Origin of the sequence: Bradyrhizobium ivorense, from assembly GCF_900696085.1 — a bacterium.
In the GTDB taxonomy this organism is placed as follows: Bacteria; Pseudomonadota; Alphaproteobacteria; order Rhizobiales; family Xanthobacteraceae; genus Bradyrhizobium; species Bradyrhizobium ivorense.
The window spans coordinates 161,489-179,698 of the sequence record NZ_CAADFC020000030.1 but is presented as its reverse complement, the minus strand read 5'-3'; the positions used below and the strand labels follow the sequence as shown (position 1 = coordinate 179,698).

The 18,210-nt window shown below is 65.4% G+C and carries 18 protein-coding genes; 10 read left to right on the top strand and 8 right to left on the bottom strand.

All coding sequences use genetic code 11. The features are described 5' to 3' along the window. Positions 1–51: 51 nt before the first annotated feature. The 6 genes from CI41S_RS36850 to CI41S_RS36825 form a co-directional block, all read right to left on the bottom strand. Entirely contained in the window at positions 52–315 is a 264-nt protein-coding gene (locus CI41S_RS36850; RefSeq protein WP_139863953.1) for a DUF3297 family protein, read from the bottom strand. Further along, complete coding sequence (locus CI41S_RS36845) at positions 312–788, bottom strand: glutathione peroxidase (protein ID WP_139863952.1); 477 nt, start codon at positions 786–788, stop codon at positions 312–314. The genes CI41S_RS36850 and CI41S_RS36845 overlap by 4 nt, the downstream gene beginning before the upstream one ends. 1 nt (position 789) lies before the next feature. Next, positions 790–2,181, bottom strand: a complete 1,392-nt coding sequence (locus tag CI41S_RS36840; RefSeq protein WP_139863951.1) for an amidase family protein — start codon at positions 2,179–2,181, stop codon at positions 790–792. Positions 2,182–2,247: 66 nt separating this feature from the next. Continuing rightward, positions 2,248–2,817 carry a c-type cytochrome gene (locus CI41S_RS36835; RefSeq protein WP_139863950.1) on the bottom strand — a complete coding sequence of 190 codons (570 nt, stop codon included), beginning with the start codon at positions 2,815–2,817 and terminating at the stop codon, positions 2,248–2,250. 112 nt (positions 2,818–2,929) lie between these two features. Next, positions 2,930–4,204, bottom strand: coding sequence for a PQQ-dependent sugar dehydrogenase (locus tag CI41S_RS36830; RefSeq protein ID WP_139863949.1), 1,275 nt, complete (start codon positions 4,202–4,204; stop codon positions 2,930–2,932). Positions 4,205–4,372: 168 nt separating this feature from the next. Beyond that, positions 4,373–4,630: a DUF6894 family protein gene (locus tag CI41S_RS36825; protein WP_139485965.1), complete on the bottom strand. Its 258-nt coding sequence runs from the start codon at positions 4,628–4,630 to the stop codon at positions 4,373–4,375. A 311-nt stretch (positions 4,631–4,941) separates the two neighbouring features. On the opposite strand from CI41S_RS36825, the gene pqqA reads away from it, so the two are divergent. The 6 genes from pqqA to pip all read left to right on the top strand — a co-directional run bounded on the left by pqqA (position 4,942) and on the right by pip (position 9,396). Further along, complete coding sequence (gene pqqA / locus CI41S_RS36820; RefSeq protein WP_035635412.1) at positions 4,942–5,022, top strand: pyrroloquinoline quinone precursor peptide PqqA; 81 nt, start codon at positions 4,942–4,944, stop codon at positions 5,020–5,022. Positions 5,023–5,179: 157 nt separating this feature from the next. Continuing rightward, positions 5,180–6,109 carry a pyrroloquinoline quinone biosynthesis protein PqqB gene (pqqB, locus tag CI41S_RS36815; RefSeq protein WP_139863948.1) on the top strand — a complete coding sequence of 310 codons (930 nt, stop codon included), beginning with the start codon at positions 5,180–5,182 and terminating at the stop codon, positions 6,107–6,109. A gap of 20 nt (positions 6,110–6,129) precedes the next feature. After that, a complete protein-coding gene (gene pqqC, locus CI41S_RS36810; protein WP_139863992.1) occupies positions 6,130–6,885 on the top strand; it encodes a pyrroloquinoline-quinone synthase PqqC in 756 nt (251 codons plus the stop codon). A 9-nt stretch (positions 6,886–6,894) separates the two neighbouring features. Continuing rightward, positions 6,895–7,203, top strand: coding sequence for a pyrroloquinoline quinone biosynthesis peptide chaperone PqqD (gene pqqD / locus CI41S_RS36805; protein WP_139863947.1), 309 nt, complete (start codon positions 6,895–6,897; stop codon positions 7,201–7,203). After that, positions 7,200–8,429 (top strand): pyrroloquinoline quinone biosynthesis protein PqqE, encoded by a 1,230-nt coding sequence (gene pqqE / locus CI41S_RS36800; RefSeq protein WP_139863946.1) that lies wholly within the window; start codon positions 7,200–7,202, stop codon positions 8,427–8,429. The genes pqqD and pqqE overlap by 4 nt, the downstream gene beginning before the upstream one ends. Further along, complete coding sequence (pip, locus tag CI41S_RS36795; RefSeq protein ID WP_139863945.1) at positions 8,419–9,396, top strand: prolyl aminopeptidase; 978 nt, start codon at positions 8,419–8,421, stop codon at positions 9,394–9,396. The genes pqqE and pip overlap by 11 nt, the downstream gene beginning before the upstream one ends. A gap of 120 nt (positions 9,397–9,516) precedes the next feature. On the opposite strand, the gene CI41S_RS36790 is transcribed toward pip, so the two are convergent. Beyond that, a complete protein-coding gene (locus CI41S_RS36790) occupies positions 9,517–11,778 on the bottom strand; it encodes a caspase family protein (RefSeq protein ID WP_139863944.1) in 2,262 nt (753 codons plus the stop codon). Between the two features lie 177 nt (positions 11,779–11,955). Here CI41S_RS36790 and CI41S_RS36785 point away from each other — a divergent pair, with 177 nt between their 5' ends. The 4 genes from CI41S_RS36785 to CI41S_RS36770 all read left to right on the top strand — a co-directional run bounded on the left by CI41S_RS36785 (position 11,956) and on the right by CI41S_RS36770 (position 17,532). Beyond that, positions 11,956–12,627, top strand: a complete 672-nt coding sequence (locus CI41S_RS36785; RefSeq protein ID WP_139863943.1) for a DUF4286 family protein — start codon at positions 11,956–11,958, stop codon at positions 12,625–12,627. Positions 12,628–12,863: 236 nt separating this feature from the next. Then, on the top strand, positions 12,864–14,663 hold the full coding sequence (locus CI41S_RS36780; RefSeq protein ID WP_139863942.1) for an FAD-dependent oxidoreductase: 1,800 nt from the start codon (positions 12,864–12,866) through the stop codon (positions 14,661–14,663). Further along, the gene (locus tag CI41S_RS36775; RefSeq protein WP_172627092.1) at positions 14,633–16,480 is read left to right on the top strand and encodes a 2-oxoacid:acceptor oxidoreductase subunit alpha; all 1,848 of its coding nucleotides are present in this window, start codon (positions 14,633–14,635) and stop codon (positions 16,478–16,480) included. The genes CI41S_RS36780 and CI41S_RS36775 overlap by 31 nt, the downstream gene beginning before the upstream one ends. Continuing rightward, the gene (locus CI41S_RS36770; RefSeq protein WP_139485956.1) at positions 16,477–17,532 is read left to right on the top strand and encodes a 2-oxoacid:ferredoxin oxidoreductase subunit beta; all 1,056 of its coding nucleotides are present in this window, start codon (positions 16,477–16,479) and stop codon (positions 17,530–17,532) included. The genes CI41S_RS36775 and CI41S_RS36770 overlap by 4 nt, the downstream gene beginning before the upstream one ends. Here CI41S_RS36770 and CI41S_RS36765 read toward each other — a convergent pair. After that, positions 17,494–18,072: an STM3941 family protein gene (locus tag CI41S_RS36765; RefSeq protein ID WP_139863940.1), complete on the bottom strand. Its 579-nt coding sequence runs from the start codon at positions 18,070–18,072 to the stop codon at positions 17,494–17,496. The two genes, CI41S_RS36770 and CI41S_RS36765, sit on opposite strands and share 39 nt — an antisense overlap. Positions 18,073–18,210 lie beyond the last annotated feature (138 nt).

Below are 18,210 nucleotides of genomic sequence, written 5' to 3'. Positions count from 1 at the left end.
AATCTCGAGATTCCGGGTCTGGTGCTTGCGCACCATCCCGGAATGACGGTGCTACTTCTTATCCCTGAAATACGGCTCGACCGGGCCGTGCACCTTGATGGTCAGGGGATTGCCGTGGCGGTCCTTGGCATTGCCGGCGGTGACGCGCACCCAGCCTTCGCTGACGCAGTATTCCTCGACATTGGTCTTCTCGACGCCCTTGAAGCGGATGCCGACGTCGCGCGACAGGACCTCCGCGTTGTAGAACGGGCTGTTCGGATCGACCGAGAGGCGGTCCGGCAGTGGCCGGTTGGTGGTGTCGTCGTTCTCGCTCATAGCAACGCCTCGATTTCCTTCCTCAATCCTTCGGGCCTGGCGGTCGGCGCATGCCGCGCCACCACCTTGCCGGACCGGTCGACCAGGAACTTGGTGAAATTCCATTTGATCGAGGGTCCGAGCAGGCTCGACTTCTCACGCTTCAGGTGTTCGTACAATGGATGCGCGTTGCTGCCGTTGACGTCGATCTTGGCGAACATCGGAAACGTCACGGCGTATTTGGTCTCGCAGAACTCCGCGATCTGTTTCGCATCGCCCGGCTCCTGCGCGCCGAACTGGTTGCAGGGAAAGCCGAGCACGGCAAAGCCGCGCGGCGACAGATCGGCGTACAGCTCCTGCAGGCCCTTGTATTGCGGGGTGAAGCCACAGGCGCTCGCGGTGTTGACGATCAGCAGCACCTGGTTCTCGAAGCGCTGCAGCGATATGTCCTCGCCCGCGAGCGACTTTGCACTGAAATCGTAGACCGTCGGCATCTCAGGTCACCGGATCGATTGGCGCGGACGGCGTGCCGCCCGCTTCCACTGCTTCGCCCGCAGCCAGGCAGAGATCTTCGCGATAGCGGCCCGCCACGAGCTGCACGCCGACGGGAATCCGTCCGACAAGGCCGGTGGAGACGACAAGGCCCGGAAGCCCCATGAAGGGGATTGCAATCTGCGGCAGTTGCGCATGCCAGACCCGCGCGAACGACGCCTCGTCCTTGCGGTCGAGATGATCGGGGAATGGCAATTCGCCTGACACCGGCATCAGCAGTACCGGATATTTTTCGAAGAAGCCGAACCATTCGCGGGTCAGCGTCGCACGGCGGGCCAGCGCCTGCGACAGGTCGAACGGATGCACTCTTGCGCGCACGCCGCGCAGGCAGGCAAGCGCGCCGGGATCGCCCTCGCGCTCGGCAAAGGCGAGCTGGGCCTCGTAGCCGTCGCCGAGCCAGAGCCGGGTCTGGATTTCGGCGGCCTCACGCAACGACGGCGTATCGTCGATCTCCTCGACGGTCCAACCGGCCGCTTGCAGCCGTTTGCCGGCGTCAGCCACTGCAGCGACCACGTCGGAGACCGGGTTGAGGCCGCCGGGATTGAGGCACATCGCGACGCGCTTCTCGCGCGGCGGCCCCACCAGCGGCACCGGCGCGTACCAGGGATCGCGATAATCCGGCGCCGCCATTGCCGCCAGCGAGATGCGCAGGTCGTTCACCGTGCGCGCCAGCGGGCCGGAGACCGCGCTGATCTGCGGGCCGATCGGACGCTCCGGCAATGCCGCATTGAACGCCGGGATGCGGCCCATGCTCGGCCGCAGGCCGTGCACGCCGCAGGCATAGGCCGGATAGCGGATCGAGCCGGCGATATCGGTGCCGTGGGCGATATGGCCGATGCCGGCCGCGACCGCTGAGCCCGCGCCGCCCGACGAGCCGCCCGGCGTGATGCCGGGATCGCGCGGGTTCTTGGTGTCGCCGTGAATGAGATTGGTGGTGAACCAGCGATAGGACACCGCCGGGCAGTTGGTGCGGCCGAGCAGCACCGCGCCGGCCTTGCGCAGATTGGCGACCACCGGGTTGTCCACCTTGGCGATGACGTCGCGCTGCGCCTTCAGCCCGTTGGTGGTGGCATAGCCCTCCTGGTCGACATTGACCTTGATGGTGACGGGCACGCCGGCGAGCGGCCCGACCTCCTCGCCGCGCGCAATCGCCGCATCGACCGCCGCGGCCTGCGCCAGCACGTCGTCCGGGCGGTGATCGACCACCGCATTGATCTTCGGATTGACCGCATCGAGCCGGGCCAGCCCCGCCTCTGCCGCCTCCTTCGCCGAAACCTTCTTCGATTTGATGAGACCGGCGAGCTCGGCCGCCGACAGACGCCAAAGATCCTGCATAACGCACTCCGTGTGACGGAGGCGTTTTAGCGCCGCACGGAGCACATGGCCAGCGGCCCGGACAGGTCAGCGGACATGCGCGATGTAATAGGCGAGATCGGCGATCTGCTCCTTAGCGACCGGCTGCATCACGTCGGCCATGGTGGCGTCGTAGCCGTGGCGGGTGTTGTCCTTGTATTCGGCGAGCGTCTTGGCGAGGTAGTCCTCGCGCTGGTTGGCGATGCGCGGAACGTTCTCTTTGCCCGAATAATCGGTGTTGTGGCAGGTGTTGCAGCGGTTCTGCTGCGCCAGCGCCTGGCCCTTGGCCATCCGCGCGGGGTCGCCGGCGTCCGCCGGCGGCGCAGGCTTCGGCAGCGTGGCGATGAAGTCGGAGAAGGCGCGCAGATCGTCGTCGGTGAGCGGCTTTGCCATCTCGTTCATCGGCTCGAACACCCGCAGCTTCTCGCGGAACATGAACAGCTGGATCAGCCCATAGGGCGCCTGCTGGCCGCCGAGCGAGGGCGTGTTCTCGGTCTCCGACGTGCCGCGCTCGCCGTGACAGGCAAGGCACGCGACGGCACGCTCCTGGATGGTTTCGGCATTGGATGGGAAGGAGGTTAATGCAAGCAGGAGCGCGGGGATGATTGGATTACGCATTGGACGCTCCTGAAAATTCCGTCATTCCGGGCTGGTGCGCAAGCGCCAGACCCGGAATCTCGAGATTCCGGGTTCGATGCTGCGCATCGCCCCGGAATGACGTTGATGGTTGTTACTGGTTCGCGACCTTCGGCTTGCCGTAGCTGACGCGGTAGACCGCGCCGTTCCAGTCGTCGGAGACCAGCATCGAGCCGTCCTTGAGCAGCATCACATCGACCGGGCGGCCGATATACTTGTTGTCCTCGAGGAAGCCGGTCATGAACGGCTCCATCGACTTCACGGTACCGTCCTTGTTCAGCTTGACCACGACGACGTCGCCGCCCTGCTTCTTCGACTTGTTCCAGGAGCCGTGGCGCGCGACGAAGATCGCGTTCTTGTAGCTCTTCGGGAACTGGCTTCCGGTGTAGAAGCGCATGCCGAGCGCCGCGGTGTGCGGGCCCATCAGCCCGACCGGCGCGGTGTAGTCCTTGCAGTCCTTGCCCCAGCCAAGCTCCTGGTCGATGATATTGCCCTGCAGGCAATAGGGCGCGCCGAAATGCTCGCCGGCCTTGGTGACGCGGTTGAGCTCGTCCTCCGGCACCGTCTCCGACAGCCAGTCGCGGCCGTTGTCGGTGAAGTACATCTGCTTGGTCTCGGGATTCCAGTCGAAGCCGACGGTGTTGCGGACGCCGAGCGCATAGACCTCGGCGCCTGAGCCGTCGAGATTCATGCGGCGGATCTGGCCGTGGGCGTCGTCATGCAGCACGACGTTGCCGGGCTGGCCGACCGGGACGTAGAGCTTGTTGTCGGGACCGATGGCGATGAACTTCCAGCCATGGGCCTCGTCCTTCGGCAGCTTGTCATAGATCAAGGTCGGCTTCGGCGGGTTGTCCAGCACGTCATCGATGTTGTCGATCTTGGAGACCTTCGACAGTTCGGCGATGTAGAGCGTGCCGTCCTTGAAGGCGACGCCGTTCGGCCGGTAGAGCCCCGAGGCGACCACCTTGACCGAGCGTTTGCCGTCCTTGTTGACGATAGCATAGACTTTGTCGACGAGGCGGCTGCCGACGAACACCGTGCCCTTGTCGCTGAGCGCGAGCGAGCGCGCATTGGCCATGCCGGCGGCATAGACCTCGACATTGAAGCCGGCCGGCACCTTGAGCTTGGCGAGCGGCAGCTTGTCGGGCGCGGCCGGCAGCGGCGGCGGCGCAACCGGGGCGAGCTTGGCGGCGGCCTCATTGTCCGGACGCCCGATCAGCGGCGATCCCGGCGGCAGCGGCTGCGCGGCCGGTGCGGCGCCTGCAGCGGGCGGGCTGGCGGGCTGCTGCGCCGCAGCACCGAGCGTGAATGCACCAAAGAAAGCGCCCGCCAGCAACAGGCTGCGCGGCGCGAACGAATAACGGATCATGCTGTTCTCCCCTGAACGGAAGCCGTCTTCCTTGGCACCGATGCCGGCGCCGGCGGCTTTCCGGAGTTTGATAGTCTTGCGAATTTGTCCGGACAAATGCAACCGGAAACGTACCGAATATTGAGCGTGCGCCAGCACATTCGGGCCGCGCTGCAACTTCGGCGCGCGTCAATGCCGGGTGATCGAGCGGTCCGGGCGGTCGAGGATCGCCTCCGTGAACGGAAACTCCAGCACGATCTCGCCGTCGTCGTCGGTCACCTCGATGACCGCGCTGAGCAGGGCGCCGTCGGCGCCCTCGGTCTTGAGCAGCTCGCGGATCATCGCCCGCGCCATTTCCCAGGCGCGGTCGGGATCCCGCAGAATCTCGCCGTCAGGGTCGGAAATCAGCTCGTCGCCGATACGGGTGTTGAAGAAATAGCGTGGCATCGGGCTGAACTCGGCTTCAGTTATGCGCTCCTCGTCGCCGAAGGCGCGAGATCGTCACCAGGACCTTGGGAGGACCCTCCTTAACCCAAGATCACCATTCACCGTATGGCGAACAACAGGAAAAACGTCTGATGCCACGGGCTTTTGAGGCAAAGGCGCGCACAATGACGTGAGCGGGGGGAATTTGCATGCCGCAACGCAGCATGCACCGGGCAAGGCAACCTTGCAAAAAATTTAGGTGGCGAACTTTTTTGACGGCAGTACTTTAGTCCGCAGGGCGGAAGTCGTCCGGTCGCAATAAGGAGAGCCAAATGGCCTGGAAAGCACCGAAGATCGTCGAAGTGTCGGTCGGCATGGAAATCAATATGTATATGTGCGCCACCCGCAAGTAAGCGGCAGCGCCCTCTACACGTTTAGCGTTTAGCGCAGGTGGACGTCCGGGCGTGGCGCGCGCTCCCGAGCAAGGGAGTGCAGCTCAGACCCGGGCTCCACCTCGTAACGTTTCTGGGCTCTGACTCGCTTGGGCTCTGATTCTCCGGGAGACGGATCATGCTTCGTGTCGTCGTCCTGGGTGCCGCAGCAGGTGGCGGCGTTCCGCAGTGGAACTGCGGTTGCCCGAATTGCAGGGCGGCACGAAGCGACCATCCGGAACTGCAGAGCACGCAAGCCTCGATCGCATTCAGCGGCGACGGCGCGCACTGGTTCCTGGTCAACGCCTCGCCCGATCTGCGCCAGCAATTGATCGCAACGGCGCAATTGCATCCAAAGGCCGGCGCGCTGCGCCACACGCCGATCGCGGGCGTGATCCTCACCAATGGCGAGATCGATGCGGTCGCGGGGCTGTTGTCGATGCGCGAGGGTTCGCCGTTTTCGATCTATGCGCATGAGCGGGTGCTGGCGATCCTGCGCTCCAACAGCGTCTTCAACGTGCTGAACGAGAAGAACGTCAAGCGCCAGCCGATCGCGGTCGATCAGGCCTTTGAACCTGCCCTGCCCGACGGATCGCCGTCCGGGCTCGAGGTGCTGCCGTTCGAGGTTCCCGGCAAGGGCGCCTGGTATCTCGAGGGCACCGCACATCCGGCAGGCCGCGACGGCGTCGGCGATACGCTGGGCCTGCGTATTGCGGACAAGGCCAGCGGCAAATATTTCTACTTCCTGGCGGCCTGCGCGCGGGTGACCGACGATCTGAAGGCGCGGATCAAGGGTGCGCCGCTGGTGTTCTTCGACGGCACGGTGTGGCGTGACGACGAACTGGCGGCGGCCGGGCTCGGCAACAAGACCGGCCAGAGTATGGGACATATTTCGATGTCGGGCGAGCACGGCGCGATCGAAGGCCTCGCCGGTCTCGACATCGGACGAAAAGTGTTTTTGCATATCAACAACTCCAACCCGGCGCTGCTTGGGACCTCGGCCGAGCGCAAGGCGGCAGAACAGGCGGGCTGGCAGATTCCCTCCGACGGAACGGAGATCGTGCTGTGAATGTGGTGCCTACCAATGGGATGACGGCGCTCTCGATCGGCAAGGGCATCACGCTCGATTCAGCCGAGGAGATGGAAGCGACGCTGCGCACCATCGGCGCGACGCGCTATCACAGCCTGCACCCGTTCCACCGCCTGCTGCACGGCGGCAAGCTCAACAAGGGCCAGGTGCAGGCCTGGGCGCTGAACCGCTATTACTACCAGAGCACGATCCCGCTGAAGGACGCGATGGTGATCTCGCGCTTCCGCGATCGCAACACCCGCGTCGAATGGCGCCACCGCATCGAGGATCATGACGGCGATCTCGGCACCGAGGGCGGCATCGAGCGCTGGCTCAAGCTGACCGAGGGCCTCGGCCTCGACACCGCCTATGTGGAATCCACTGAAGGCATTTTGCCGGCGACGCGCTTTGCGGTCGAAGCTTACGTGCATTTCTGCCGCGACCGCACGCCGCTGGAGGCGATCGCCTCCTCGCTCACTGAACTGTTCGCGCCGAACCTGCACGAGGAACGCATCTCGGGGATGCTGAAGCACTACGACTTCGTCAATCCCGACATCATGAGCTATTTCAGCCGCCGCCTGACCCAGGCGCCGCGCGATGCCGGCTTTGCGCTCGACTACGTCAAGCAGCACGCCAGAACGCCGGCCGAGCGCGAGGCGGTCTGCAACGCGCTGATCTTCAAGACCAACGTGCTGTGGGTGCAGCTCGACGCGCTGTATCACGCCTATGTCGACGGCCACATTCCGCCCGGCGCCTTCGTGCCGAAGACGAGCTAGGAACGACACATGGCGAGCCGCAACATCAGCGTCAGCGAGACCAGCCGGCCAAAACTGCCGCGCCATGCCAAGCTGAAATTCGACGAGACGCGGCAGGTTTGGGTGATCCTGGCGCCGGAGCGCGTGCTGGCGCCGGACGAGATCGCGGTCGAGGTGCTGCAGCTCTGCGACGGCGTGCGCAGCGTGGCTGACATGGTCGACATGCTTGCGGAAAAATACGCAGCGCCGCGCGAGGCGATCGCAATTGACGTGGTCGCGATGCTGCAGGACCTGGCCGACAAGGGCTTTCTCACCGAAGCGCGCGAGAGCACAGCATGAGTGACACGCTCGCCGACAACAAGACACCGCCAGGCCCGAGCGACGGGCTCGCCGTGCTGGAGAGCCGCCGCTCGGCGGCCGAGACCTACGGCATCCCGCTCGCGGTTCTGCTCGAGATCACGCACCGCTGCCCGCTGCAATGCCCTTACTGCTCCAACCCGGTCGAGCTCGACCGCGGCTCGACCGAGCTCACCACTGGGGAATGGAAGAAGGTGCTGAGCGAGCTCGCCGAGCTCGGCGTGCTGCAGATCCATTTTTCCGGCGGCGAGCCGACCGCGCGCAAGGACATCGTCGAGCTGGTGCAGCATGCCAGCGATGTCGGGCTGTATTCCAATCTGATCACCTCGGCGGTGCTGCTGACCAAAGACAAGCTCGCGGCGCTGGCGGATGCCGGCCTCAGCCATGTGCAGATCAGCTTTCAGGGCAACGAGCCGGCCGTTGCCGACCGCGTCGCCGGGTTGAAGGACGCGCACCGGAAGAAGCTCGAAGTCGCGAAATGGACGCGCGAGCTTGAAATGCCGCTCACGGTGAACGCGGTGATGCACCGGCAGAACCTGCATCAACTCCCCGACATCATCCAGATGGCGGTCGATCTCGACGCCGACCGGCTCGAGGTCGCCAATGTGCAGTATTACGGCTGGGCGCTGAAGAACCGCGCCGCGCTGATGCCGACCATCGCGCAGATCGAGGAGACCAGCCGCATCGTCGAGGAGGCGCAGGCGCGGCTGAAGGGCACGCTGGCGATCGATTACGTCGTCCCCGACTACTACGCGCTGCGGCCGAAGAAGTGCATGGGCGGCTGGGGCCGCCAGTTCTTCAACATCTCGCCGGCCGGCAAGGTGCTGCCGTGCCATGCCGCCGAAAGCATCACCGGACTGGAATTCGAATCGGTGCGCTCGAACCATTCGATCGCCTGGATCTGGCAGAACTCGGAAGCTTTCAACCGCTATCGCGGCACCGGCTGGATGCCGGAGCCGTGCAAGTCTTGCGAATTCCGCGAGGTCGATTACGGCGGCTGCCGCTGCCAGGCCTTTGCGCTGACCGGCGATGCCGGCAACACCGATCCGGCCTGCGCGCTGTCGCCGCGGCATGAGGAGATCTTCAAGCAGGCCGAGCGGGAGTCCGCGGCCAGCCAGAACCGCTTCCTGTATCGCAATTTTGCCGGCGGCACGCTGGAAACGGAAGAATCCCGGGACAATCGCCAGGACAACCGAAATGGCGCCTGACGCCGACGCCGGCAAGCTCGCCAAGCGCGCCGATCCGTTTGCCCCGCTGACGTCGGAACTGCTCGATGTCGGCGACGGGCACGATGTCCATGTCGAGAGCATCGGCGGCGAAGGCGGCATTGCCGCGGTCTATCTGCATGGCGGGCCCGGCAGCGGCTGCCAGCCGGACCATCGCCGGCTGTTCGATCCGGAACGCTTCCACGCCGTGCTGTTCGACCAGCGCGGCTGCGGCCGCAGCCGGCCGAAAGGCAGCCGCGCCCACAACACCACGGCGCATCTGATCGCCGACATGGAGAAGATCCGCGAGCGATTCGGCTTTGCGCGCTGGATGGTGGTCGGCGGCTCCTGGGGCGCGACGTTAGCTCTTGCATATGCGCAGGCGCATCCCAAACGCGTCAGCGGCCTCGTACTGCGCGCCACCTTCCTCGGCACGCGCGAGGAACTGGACGGCGCCTTCCTGCATACGCTGCCGCGGTTCTATCCCGCGCTTTACCAGGACTTTTTGAAATTCCTGCCCGAGAACGAGCGTGCGGCGCCGCTCGCCGCCTATTACCGCCGCATCCTCGATCCGAATATCGACGTGAACGCGCCGGCCGCGCGGGCCTGGCACGACACCGAGCGCGCGCTGTCGGAGCATACGCCGAAACAGACGCGGCTCGATTTGCAGAAGACGTCAGGCGCGCTGCCGTCGACCCCGTACATGGAAGCGCATTATTTCGGCAATGACTGCTTCATGCGGCCGAACCAGTTGATCGACGAGGCCGGCAAGCTCGCCGGCATTCCCGGCATTCTGGTGCAGGGCCGCTACGATTTGCTCTGCCCGCCCGCGACCTCGCATGCGCTCGCCGCGCGCTGGCCGGGCAGCGAGGTCCGCATCGTCGATGGCGCCGGCCACATCCTCTACGACCCCGGCATCCGCAACGCGGTGATGAAGGCGATCGCCGACCTCGCGTCGAGAGCGAGCTAAGACTCGCCGTCTCCGACGACTAAAGCGCGATGAGATTGGGTTGAATCATCATCGCGCTTTAGCTCCTTGTTTGAGCATGATCTTTCCGGAAAACCGTTTCACACTTTTCCGGATCATGCGTTAGCGCCCACACGCTGCGGGAGGACACGGATGCGGCCGGGCCGCCGGTGCGGCGGGCCGCGGTGGCGGCGCTGCCATTCGCGGCGGTGGCGCGGCGCGCTGCGCCTGCATCGCCGGCGCTGGCGCGGCACGAACGACCGGCGCGACCGGCGCGGGGCGCGGCGGCAGCGCTGCCGCACGCGGTGGCGGCGGCGCGGCCATTCGCGGCGGCGGCGGGGCGGCCATGCGCGGCGGCGGTGGCGCGACGCGTGCAACCGCCGGCGGAGCGACGGCGGCATGCGGTGCCGGCCGCACGACCGGCGCCGGTCTTGCGGGCGCCGCGCGGATCGCCGGCGCCGGAGCAGTCACCGGAGGCCTCACCGCACTCGGCGGCGGTGCAACGGCATGCGCGACCGGTGGCCGCACCGGCGGTCTGCCGGCAGCCGGCGGCGCGTTCGGACCGGGGAGGATCGCCGGTCTGCCGCCGGGCGCCGGTTGCGCACTGGGCGGCGCCATCGCCGCCGCCGGCGGCCTGCCGGACGGCAGCGCATTCGGCCGGGCGCCCGGTTGCGGCGCGTTGGGCGGTGCGGTCGCGCTCTGCGGCAGCGGCGGTGCGTTCCTGCCGCCCGGCAGGGTGTGGACGCCAGGTGCAGCGGGCGCGTTGGGCGCAACGGCCGCGTTCGGCACGGTCCCCGGCAAAGCTCCGGGCCGTCCACCAGGGCCGGCCTGACCGCCTTGCGGTGTGCCCTGCGGCGTCAAATTGGCGCGTTGCAAGGCGGCGGGCGGCAGCGACGGCGCTGCCGATATCCTGCCGCCCGGGATCGGCGGCCGCACTCCCGCGGCGCTAAGCTGCGCCGGCGTCGGGTTGCGGTTGTTGATCACCGTGTTGATCACGGTCGTGTTGTGAATGTTGTTGAACACGATGTTGTTCGGCGGCGGCACGACATAGCGCGGCGCGGCGATGTACGCCGGAATTGCCACGAACAGCGGCGTCGGCAGCACGTACAGATCGTCCGGCGGCGGCGGTGGCGGCAGGACCACGAAGTCCGCGGGCGGTGGCGGCAGGAAGAACACCGGCGACGGCGGTGGCGGCGCAAAGGCGAACACCGGATCGCCATAATAGAGCGCCGGACGGTCGACATATTCGATTTCATCCGGCGGCGGTGGCGGCACGTCGTAGTCGAGCGCCGCGAATTGCGGCGGCGGCTCCAGCGCGGCCGAGAGATAAGCGAGCCGGCGCCGCGCGTCGGCCGAATGCGGCCCGCGCGGATAGCGCTTCAGATAGGACCAATAGGCGTCCGGCGTGTCGGCGGAATAGGTGCGCCGCCAGGTGATGGCCTCGCGCCGCGCCGCCACGATGGCGCGCACGCGCTTGGCGAGCGGATCATTCGGATAGGCCTGCAGATATTCCTCGTAGCCCTGCAGCGTGTCGCGCTCGAGCGCCGCGGCATAGGCGTCCTGCGCCGAGAAATCGCGGATCGGTTTGGTGCGCAGCCCGGCGTCGACCTGCTGTGGCGGCGCATCCGGCTGGCGCTCGAAGAACACGAAGGGCGCATCGATCTTCTGCGCATCCCACGGGATCTGCGCGCCCTTGGTCATCTCGTTGACGCGCAGGCGGACGCGGTCGAACACTTCGGGCAAGGAGAGACCGCCGGTGCGGATCATCTCCGCCAGCGCCTGCGCATAGGGTCCGTAGGGCGGCGCGCCGTCGGGCGCGACCGTGCCGGGTGCGGAATTGAACGCGATCAAAAGCTTTGGATCGGGATCGACCAGCGCAAGACCGCCGGCCAGCGGCTGGCCTTCTTTCGCAAACGGATTGCTGCGCGCCGCATCGAGCACGATCACGCCCGCCTTGAGCGGCAGCGCCGCGAGCTGACGGCTGTAGTCGGAGATGCGGATCGCCTCGACCGGCACATCGATGTCGCGCGCGATCTTGGCATCAACCGGCACGAAATAGTTCTCGCCGGTGAGCTGCACGCCGTAGCCGGCGAGATAGACGAAAGCGACCGTATTCGGTCCGGCCTCCTGCACCTTCTGGACGAAATCGCGGAACGATTTGCGCAGCGTCTCACCGTCGAGGTCGCGCGCGCCGATCACGTCGAACCCGGCGGCCTGCAAGGTCTGCGCGATCAGGCCGGCATCGTTGGCGGCGGTCTGCAATTCGCCGGCTCGGTAGGCGCCATTGCCGACGACGAGCGCGAGCCGCTTTTCCTGCTCCTGTGCATGCGCGGGGAACGACGCCAGCGATAGACCAACGAGCAATGCCCACCAAATTCGCGCCATCGTTGTTGTCCTTCTCGACTGGAGGTCGGCGCTCACATGGAAGTGCAAGGTCTGTGAACGCGCCCTGAACAGCATTGCAGCATTGTGGCAATCCTTGGTCTCCGCGCCGGGAACCCGCTTCCCTGACCCGCCATTCGGCGATATGGAGCAGGCAAAACAGGCAAAGAGGAGCAATCGATGCCGATCGCCGGACAAGGCATGCTGCTGACGTCGATGGATGTCGACGCCCACGACGAAGCCGAATTCAATCGCTGGTATGACCGCGAACATCTCGAGGAGCGCGTCGCCATCGACGGGTTCCTCGAAGCGCGGCGCTACGTCGCCCATGACGGCAAGCCGAAATATCTGAGCCTGTACTCGACCGCGACCTTCGACGTGCTCGACAGCCCGGCCTACCGCAAGGCGCTCGCCAACCAGACCGACTGGTCGAAGGCCAACATCGCGCGCTTCAAGAACATGATCCGCGGCGTCGCGCGCATCACCATCAGCCGCGGCGTCGGCAGAGGTGCGACACTTGGCATCATCCGCCTGCGGCCGCCCGCCAATGGCGCGGACAAGCTCCGCGCTGCGTTGCGGGAACAGCTCGATCCGTCCGCGCAGGACGGCATCATCTCGATGCATCTGCTCGAGAACGATCCTGACCTGTCGAAGCCGCTCACGTCAGACGCGGCGAAGCCCGATCCGGGCGCCGGCGACTGGTTCGTGCTGATCGACGCCACCGATTTAAATGCGGCGCCGGCTGCTTCGGCGCGCATCACCGACAACGCGGCGTTCAAGCCGCTGGTCGTTACCCACGGTGTCTATCGGCTGCTGTGGGACATCGCGAAGAGCGACCTTCCGCACGGTTAACGCGCATGATGTGCGGTGCGTCATGCTGCACCGCCACATAACAAGATCGAGATGGACGCCAGACGCGCATCAGCCACGCGAAAGCTGATGATCGCCCAATTTTGCCTTTGCCTTCTCTGGAACGGCTCTAATAAGATAAGCCTATGATCCAATTCAAAAACCAAAACAACGTCGCGTGAGCGCTCGTCAACGATAAGGCCGCGCGGTCAGGCATTTCGCGCGGGTCAAAGGTAGGAATGAAACCGACTGATATCTCGGCGCCGGACTACTTCCATAAAGTGGTCGATTGCCAATGGGCCTGTCCCGCACACACCCCCGTTCCCGAGTACATCCGGTTGATTGCTGAGGGGCGTTACAGCGACGCCTACATGATCAATTGGCAGTCGAACGTGTTCCCGGGAATTTTGGGACGCACCTGCGACCGTCCCTGCGAGCCGGCCTGCCGTCGCGGCCGCGTCGAGGACAATCCGGTCGCGATCTGCCGCCTGAAGCGCGTCGCGGCCGACTTCAAGGACGACATCACGCAGCGCCTGCCGCGGCCTGCCGCAAAGAACGGCAAGCGCATCGCGCTGGTCGGCGGCGGTCCCGCCTCGCTCGCGGTGGCGCGCGACCTCGCCCCGCTCGGCTATCACTGCACGGTGTTCGACGGCGATCCTAAGGCCGGCGGCATGATGCGCAGCCAGATCCCGAAATTCCGCCTGCCCGACAGCGTGATCGACGAGGAGACCGGCTACATCCTGAACCTCGGCGTCGAGTTCAAGGGCGGCCAGCGCATCGACAGCCTGAAGCAGCTGCTCGCCGAGAACTACGACGCGATCTTTGTCGGCAGCGGCGCGCCGCGCGGCCGCGAGCTCGACATTCCCGGCCGTAAGGAGGCCGCCGCCAACATCCATATCGGAATCGAGTGGCTCGCCAACGTGTCGTTCGGCCATGTCGGCAAGATCGGCAAGCGCGTCATCGTGCTCGGCGGCGGCAACACCGCGATGGACTGCTGCCGCACCGCGCGCCGCCTCGGCGGCGAGAACGTCAAGGTGATCGTCCGCTCCGGCTTCGAGGAGATGAAGGCCTCGCCGTGGGAGAAGGAAGACGCGCTGCACGAGGACATCCCGATCCTCAACTACATGGTGCCGGTCGCATTCAAGCACGTCGCCGGCAAGCTGATCGGCGTCACCTTCCAGAAGGTGAAGGCGGAGTACGACGACAAGGGCCGCCGCAGCCTGGTGCCTTCAGGAGAGCCCGACGAAACCGTGCCCTGCGACGACGTGCTGGTCGCGGTCGGCCAGGAGAACGCATTCCCCTGGATCGAAGCCGATTGCGGCATCGAGTTCGACAAGTGGCACATGCCGAAGGTCGATCCCAAGACGTTCGCCTCCACCAATCCGATGGTGTTCTTCGGCGGCGACGCGGCGTTCGGCCCGAAGAACATCATCTGGGCGGTGGCGCATGGCCATGACGCCGCGCTCTCCATTCACAAGATGATATCAGGCGAGGACATCAACGAGCGTCCGCTGCCGGAGGTGCACGTCTCCTCGCAGAAGATGGGCATTCACGAGTGGAGCTACGACAACGACATCTCCGCCGACAAGCGCTTCAAGGTGCCGCATCGCGACAAAGTGATCGCACTGAAGGACATCCGCGCCGAGGTCGAGCTCGGCTACGACGTCAAGCTGGCGCTCGGCGAGGCGCAGCGCTGCCTGAACTGCGACGTGCAGACGGTGTTCTCCACGCCGCTCTGCATCGAATGCGACGCCTGCGTCGACATCTGCCCGATGGACTGCATCAGCTTCACCGAGAACGGCGAGGAGGATGATTTGCGGCAGCGCCTGAAGGCGCCCTCGCCGCACCACGACCAGGCGCTTTACGTCTCCGGCGACCTGAAGACCGGCCGCGTCATGGTCAAGGACGAAGACGTCTGCCTGCATTGCGGGCTGTGTGCCGAGCGCTGCCCGACCGGCGCCTGGGACATGCAGAAATATCTCATCGATATGGTTCACGCAGGATCAACATGTCAGTCCAAAGCCCGATCAGCAGCGTAAACGACTTCGTCGTCCGCTTCGCCAACGTCAACGGCTCGGGCTCGGCCTCCGCCAACGAGCTGTTCGCGCGCGCGATCCTGCGCCATGGCGTGCCGGTGTCGCCGCGCAACATCTTCCCCTCCAACATCCAGGGCCTGCCGACCTGGTACGAGGTGCGCGTCACCGAGGACGGCCATCTCGGCGCCCGCGGCGGCGTCGACATGATGGTGGCGATGAACCCGCAGACCTGGGACAAGGACGTCGCCGGCATCGAGCCTGGCGGCTATCTGTTCTACGATTCGACCAAGCCGATGCCGTCGTCGAAATTCCGCGCGGACATCACCGTGATCGGCGTGCCGCTGACCGCGATCACCAACTCGACCTACAACGATCCCAGGCAGCGCCAGCTGTTCAAGAACATCATCTATCTCGGCGCGCTCTGCGCCCTGCTCGACATGGATCCGAAACTGGTCGAGCAGCTGATCGGCGAGCAGTACAAGGGCAAGGAGAAGCTGCTCTCCTCCAACGTCCACGCGCTGCATCTCGGCCGCGACTGGGCGCTGCAGAATTTGAAATGCCCGATTGGCCTGCGGGTGAAGAAGGCCGACAAGGTCGGCGACCGCATCTTCATCGAGGGCAACAGCGCGGCCGCGCTCGGCGCGGTCTATGGCGGCGCCACGGTGTGCGCCTGGTATCCGATCACGCCGTCGTCGTCGGTGGCGGAGGCCTTCACCAGCCACTGCAAGAAGTACCGCCACGATCCGGAAACCGGAAAGGCAAAATACGCCATCGTGCAGGGCGAGGACGAGCTCGCCTCGATCGGCATCGTGATCGGCGCCTCCTGGAACGGCGCGCGCGCCTTCACCGCGACCTCGGGCCCGGGCATCTCGCTGATGACCGAATTTATCGGCCTCTCATACTTTGCCGAGATCCCGGCCGTGATCATGAACATCCAGCGCGCCGGCCCCTCGACCGGCATGCCGACCCGCACCCAGCAATGCGACGTGATCGCCTGCGCCTATGCTTCGCACGGCGACACCAAGCACGTGCTGCTGTTCCCGGAAGATCCGGCCGAAGCCTTCGAGTTCGCCGCGCATGCGTTCGATCTTGCCGAGCGGCTGCAGACCACGATCTTCCTGATGCTCGATCTCGACATCGGCATGAACCACCGTCTCTGCCGCCCGCTGAAGTGGGACGACGCAAGGCAATACGACCGCGGCAAGGTGATGACCGCAGAGATGCTCGAGGAAGGCCGCGACTTCGGCCGCTATCTCGACGTCGACGGCGACGGCATTCCCTACCGCACCTATCCCGGCACCCATCCGACCAAGGGCTCCTACTTCACCCGCGGCACCTCGCGCGACCGTTACGCGCGTTATTCGGAGGAAGGCGCGGTCTACGCCGACAACATGCAGCGCCTGGTGCGCAAGTTCGAGACCGCGCAGGACCTGGTGCCTCGGCCGCTGCAGGCCAATGCGGCGAAGCCGACCAAATACGGCGTGATCTATTTCGGCTCGACGTCGCCGGCGATGGACGAGGCGATCGGCCTCCTGGAAGCGCGCGGTCACCAGCTCGACCGCATGCGCATCCGCGCCTTCCCGTTCCACTCCAGCGTCGCGAGCTTCATCGCCGACCACGATTTCGTGTACGTGGTGGAGCAGAACCGCGACGCCCAGCTGCGCCAGCTGATCGTCAACGAGAACGGCATCGATCCGGTGCGGCTGGTGCCGATCCTGCACTATGATGGCACGCCGATCACCGCGCGCTTCATCGCCAATTCGATCGGCGACCACCAGGACCACCTCAAGGTGACCCCTCTCCGCAAGGCCGTGTCATGACCTACATTGCAAAGCCGAAATTTCATCACCCCGGCCTGAAGAAGAACGAGCTGGGCTACACCCACCGCGACTACGAGGGCAAGATCTCGACGCTGTGCGCCGGCTGCGGCCACGATTCGATCACCGCCTCGATCATCGAGGCCTGCTACGAGCTCTCGATCGAGCCGCACCGGGTGGCGAAGATTTCCGGCATCGGCTGCTCGTCGAAGACGCCGGACTACTTCCTCGGCAATTCGCACGGCTTCAACTCGGTGCACGGCCGCATGCCGTCGGTGCTGACCGGCGCCAATCTCGCCAACCGCGATTTGATCTATCTCGGCGTCTCCGGCGACGGCGACAGCGCCTCGATCGGCTTCGGCCAGTTCGCGCATTCGATCCGGCGCGGCGTCAACATGACCTACATCGTCGAGAACAACGGCGTCTACGGCCTGACCAAGGGCCAGTTCTCCGCGACTGCCGACCGCGGCTCGAAGTCCAAGAAGGGCGTCACCAACACCGACAATGCGATCGACCTGGTCGCGATCGCGCTGCAGCTCGGGGCCACCTTCGTGGCCCGCAGCTTCTCCGGCGACAAGACGCAATTGGTGCCGCTGATTGCGGCTGCGATCCGGCACAAGGGCGCCTCGTTCATCGACGTGATCAGCCCGTGCATCGCCTTCAACAACCACGCCGGCTCGACCAAGAGTTTTGACTATGTCCGCGAGCACAATGACGCGGTGAACCGGCTCGACGTGCTGGTCGGACGCGATCCGATCAGCGTCGACTATGCGCCGGGTACCGTTCAGGTGGTCGAGCAGCATGACGGCTCGCGGCTGGCGCTGCGCAAGCTCGACGCCGACTACGATCCGCATGACCGGCTCGGCGCGCAGACCTTCCTGCAGAAGCATGCGGCAAAGGGCCAGATCGTCACCGGGCTGCTCTATGTCGATCCGGACGCCGAGGACATGCACAGCCATCTCGAAACCGTCGAGACGCCGCTCAACACGCTGGATGAAGAGGACCTATGCCCGGGGTCAGCGGTACTGGACAAGATCAACTCCAGCCTGCGGTGATCGCAGCGCGGCCTCGTGGTAGGTCCTGCACAGATCGAACAGCTCGTCAGTGTCCATCGTCAGCGCTGTCGTGCCGATCATGATGCCGTCACCTCCGAGCAGCCTGTTGCTCCACGCCACGAAACGCATTGTCCTGGTCGTGTAAAGCTGCGCTTCCGCCGCAGGGCTGAGCTTCAGGAGCACGCTCTTGTTGGCGCGGGATTGCCAGAGCGAGATCGCCTCCACCGAGTGCCACGGGATCAGCCCGTGCGATGTCCGCGAATCCCGGATGCCGTGGCGGCTGACAACGATGACCGGCGCCCTCGGCGACATGAAGATCCGGATCGACTTCCAGATGGCAACAGCAAAGAGGATGATGCCGCCATAGCCGACGTAGAGATGGGCCGTATCGCCCGGCTTGTGCGGAAGTATGCCAAGGGCAATACAGGTGCACAGCACCAGCATCAGAACGAAGACGCCAGCCCAGCCCACAAGCCGCACCAGCGAATAGCCGATCTCGACGTCGGGAAGCGGCGGATAGGCGTAGGTCTTGCGAAGCATCGCTCTACGACAATCGATGGCACTGACTGTCCGGATGTTTCGCGTGGAACGTGTTAAGGACGCCTTGCAGCGATCAGTCCAAAATCGGCGGATCTGGCCGGCCAAAGCGTGACGGATCGTCGCGCTCCGGCCGGCCAG